The sequence below is a fragment of the Aerococcus sp. L_32 genome, assembly GCF_050689315.1.
Window position 1 is genome coordinate 1 of record NZ_JBOEQF010000202.1, and the last position, 3878, is coordinate 3878.

At 40.1% G+C, this 3878-nt stretch carries 3 protein-coding genes and 1 pseudogene; 3 read left to right on the forward strand and 1 reads right to left on the reverse strand.

Annotation, left to right across the window (positions count from 1 at the left end; all coding sequences use genetic code 11):
* Nucleotides 1-1332: helicase-related protein (locus ACRCJ0_RS10360; protein WP_431390386.1), on the forward strand; the 1332-nt coding region annotated here is incomplete at its 5' end.
* A 133-nt stretch (nucleotides 1333-1465) separates the two neighbouring features.
* Here the strand turns inward: ACRCJ0_RS10360 and ACRCJ0_RS10365 are convergent.
* Nucleotides 1466-2134, reverse strand: coding sequence for a phosphatase PAP2 family protein (locus ACRCJ0_RS10365; protein WP_431390387.1), 669 nt, complete (start codon nucleotides 2132-2134; stop codon nucleotides 1466-1468).
* A gap of 205 nt (nucleotides 2135-2339) precedes the next feature.
* Here ACRCJ0_RS10365 and rpsO point away from each other — a divergent pair, with 205 nt between their 5' ends.
* A complete protein-coding gene (rpsO, locus tag ACRCJ0_RS10370; RefSeq protein ID WP_003142464.1) occupies nucleotides 2340-2609 on the forward strand; it encodes a 30S ribosomal protein S15 in 270 nt (89 codons plus the stop codon).
* 210 nt (nucleotides 2610-2819) lie between these two features.
* A pseudogene (locus tag ACRCJ0_RS10375) lies at nucleotides 2820-3878 on the forward strand (polyribonucleotide nucleotidyltransferase); the annotation flags it as partial.

The following is a 3878-nucleotide window of genomic DNA, read 5'->3' on the forward strand; positions in this document are numbered from 1 at the left end:
GTTGACCGCATTCGTGAAGTGGATGCTTTAACAGGTGAAGTCCAGTCTGAAGTAGAACATTTTCCCATTTATCCAGCGACTCACTTTGTGGTGGACCATGAACAAGTAGAGAAATCTGTTAAATCAATTGAGGCGGAATTAGAAGATCGTTTGAAAGAGTTGAATGATGAAGGGAAGTTGCTTGAAGCGCAACGTTTAGAACAACGTACCCGGTATGACATCGAAATGCTTCTTGAAATGGGTTACTGTAACGGGATCGAAAATTACTCTCGTCATATGGATGGGCGTAAACCTGGGGAAGCACCATATACCTTGCTTGATTTCTTCCCAGAAGATTTCTTATTAATGGTGGATGAGTCACATATGACAATGCCACAGGTGCGCGGAATGTATAACGGAGATAAGGCTAGAAAACAAGTTTTAATTGACCATGGTTTCCGATTACCTTCAGCCTTGGATAACCGACCATTAAAATTAGAAGAGTTTGAAGGAAAATTAAACCAGACCCTATACGTATCCGCAACACCAGCGGATTATGAAGTAGAAAAAGCAGGCGAAGATGACATTGTAGAACAAATCATTCGACCAACCGGCCTGCTTGATCCTACTGTGGAAGTTCGTCCAATTGAAGGTCAAATTGATGACATTATTAGTGAGATTAATGGCCGAATTGAACGTGAAGAACGGGTATTTATCACCACTTTAACGAAACGAATGGCAGAAGACCTGACTGACTACTTGGAAGAAGTGGGCATTAAGGTGAAATATCTGCATTCTGATATCAAGACGTTAGAACGTACAGAAATTATTCGTGACTTACGTCTAGGTGTATTCGATGTACTGATTGGGATTAACTTATTGCGTGAGGGAATAGATGTACCTGAAGTATCCTTAGTCACGATATTAGATGCGGATAAGGAAGGATTCTTGCGTAATGAACGGTCGCTGATCCAAACTATTGGACGGGCAGCACGTAATCAAAATGGTCATGTAATTCTGTATGCAGATGGTATCACCGACTCTATGCGTCGGGCAATGGATGAAACGGCCCGTCGTCGTGCTATCCAACAAGCTTATAACAAGGAACATGGGATTGTACCGCAAACAATCAAGAAAGAAATTCGTGATGCTATTCGGATTACCCACGTGAATTCTGAAGAAATGAGTAATTCCTTAACAGAACAATTACGGGCTTTAAAACGGGATGATAGAGAACAAGCTCTACGGAATGTGGAATTAGAAATGAAACAAGCTGCCAAGGACTTAAATTTCGAAAAAGCGGCTGAACTTCGTGACATTATTATGGAATTAAAAGCAGAAATGAAGAAATAGCTATTACTTGTCTTAGCTATAAAGTAAGCGTAGCTTGCGTTCGATATTTCATAAGATTTTTAATAACAAAAAAGGCATCGCTTTGTCGGCGGTGCCTTTTTCTTTGACTATTCTGCTTTTAAGCTAGTATCCTTTATTGCAGTTTCCGATGCTTTTTTTCTGCTATGAAAAGGTTAAAGTAATTCAAGCAAAGGATTAACCAAGTAGCACCTATAGACCAGCCGGCGATGATGTCAGATAGATAGTGGACGCCAAGGTATAATCGAGATGCACTGATGGCAACCGCCATGAAGAAAGTAAAGCCAATTGAGTAGGTTACCATCTTTGGGTACTTATCTTTAAAATAATACCAAATTAAGAAAGCTAGGGTTCCCCACGCTAGTACTGCGCCAGTTGCATGTCCAGAAGGGAAGGAATAGCCCCCTTGGTCAACAAGGTGCGTCACGTAGGAAGGGCGCGTCCTTTGAATAATATGTTTAATTAGCGCAACAACAGGGCCAGCGCCAACTAGAATAGTGAAAACTATCCACAGTAATACTTGCCATTTTCGACTAATATAGTAGAAAATACCGGCAACAATCATCGTGAGAGGAATGATTCCTTGGGCATTACCAATGAGGGTGAAAGATTGTACAAACGTTGTAAAAGGCGCTGGGCCCCATTGATAGAGATGTTGGCCAATATTTTGGTCGATTACTGTCAAAAAATCAACGTCAATCATTGCTGTTAAACAGATTAAAATAAAGGGTATTGCGGTGATGGTGGATGCTATTAAATAAGGTAGAATTGGATCTTTTTTCATTGCTTGCCTCCATGTCGATATTAAGCTTTATTGTATATATTGTATGAACATTTCGCAAGGGAATAACGGCGGATGATTTTTTGGAGAATCCATTTGCATTATAAGTTGATTATGTGTATAATGTCAGATGACCGTTTACTTCGCGAGTTGAATCACCAACGCTTGTCGCAGTTTACGGCGAATATTATGAAAGAGGTGTTGTCACATGGCAATTTCAAAAGAACGTAAAAACGAATTAATCCAACAATTTGCACGTCACGAAGGAGATACTGGTAGCCCAGAGGTACAAATCGCTATCTTAACTGAAGATATCAACTCTCTTAACGAACATGCACGTACGCACAAAAAAGACCACCATTCTTACCGTGGTTTAATGAAAAAAGTTGGTCACCGTCGTAACTTGTTAGCTTACTTACGTAACAAAGATGTTCAACGTTACCGTGAATTAATCAAAGCATTAGGCTTACGTCGTTAATTCTTATAAATATGATCTTAAAGCGGGATACTTTTGTGTCTCGCTTTTGTTGATTTTTAACCCTTTTTATAGGAAAATAAACTAGTATGGAATAAAAGCGCCAACAGTTGTTCACTACTATGCAAATTTGTGAGTATCAAGTCTTGATCTTAGAAATTTGTTTAGTAGCAAACTTGTTGGCAGTATGCAAATAAAGGAGCATGTTAGAACATGGAAGAAAAGCAAGTGTTTAAAATGAATTGGGCCGGCCGCCCATTATCGATCGAATACGGTCAGGTAGCTAAACAAGCCAATGCAGCGGTATTGGTTCGTTACGGAGATACTGTCGTATTAACTGCCGTTGTAGGGGCAAAAGAAGCTAAGCCAGGGCAAGACTTCTTCCCATTACAAGTAAACTATGAAGAAAAAATGTACTCAGTAGGTAAAATTCCTGGTGGCTACATTAAACGTGAAGGTCGCCCAAGCGAGCATGCAACATTAACAGCACGTTTGATTGACCGTCCAATCCGTCCAATGTTTGACGAAGGGTTTACCAATGAAGTTCAAGTGATTAATACTGTTTTATCAGTAGACCCAGATTGTTCACCAGAAATGGCAGCAATGTTTGGTTCATCAGCAGCCTTAACAATCTCAGATATCCCTTTTGACGGTCCTATTGCAGGGGTAAATGTTGGTCGTGTAAATGGCGATTTGGTGATTAACCCAACAGTAGAACAGCAAGCACAATCTGATTTAGAGTTAATTGTTGCTGGTTCTAAAGATGCCATCAATATGGTAGAGTCTTCAGCTGCAGAGTTATCTGAAACAGAAATGCTTGAAGCCTTAATGTTTGGGCACACATCAATTCGTGAATTGTGCTACTTCCAAGACGAGATCCGTGAAAAAGTTGGTCAAGAAAAAATGGACGTCCAATTAAATACACCGGACAATGTATTGGTTGCTGAAGTAACAGCACAATACAACCAACAAATGGTTGACGCTATCCAAACTTTTGACAAGTTGGAACGTGAAGAAAATATCGAAGCGGTTAAAGCAGCGATTATCGACCACTACAGCGAATTATATGCAGAACATGAAGATGTTGCGAAATTAATGGACCAAGTGCGCCAAATCGCTCACCAATTAGAATATAAAGAAGTCCGTCGTTTAATTACTGACGATAAAGTTCGTCCTGATGGTCGTAAAATTGACGAAATCCGTCCATTGGCTTCAGAAGTTGGCTTATTACCACGTACACACGGTTCTGGTTTATTCACTCGTGGACAAACT

Excerpts from the sequence above, each read along its gene's own strand:
- ACRCJ0_RS10365 (WP_431390387.1), bottom strand. The coding sequence starts at position 2,134 with ATGAAAAAAGATCCAATTCTACCTTATTTAATAGCATCCACCATCACC.
- rpsO (WP_003142464.1), top strand. The coding sequence starts at position 2,340 with ATGGCAATTTCAAAAGAACGTAAAAACGAATTAATCCAACAATTTGCA.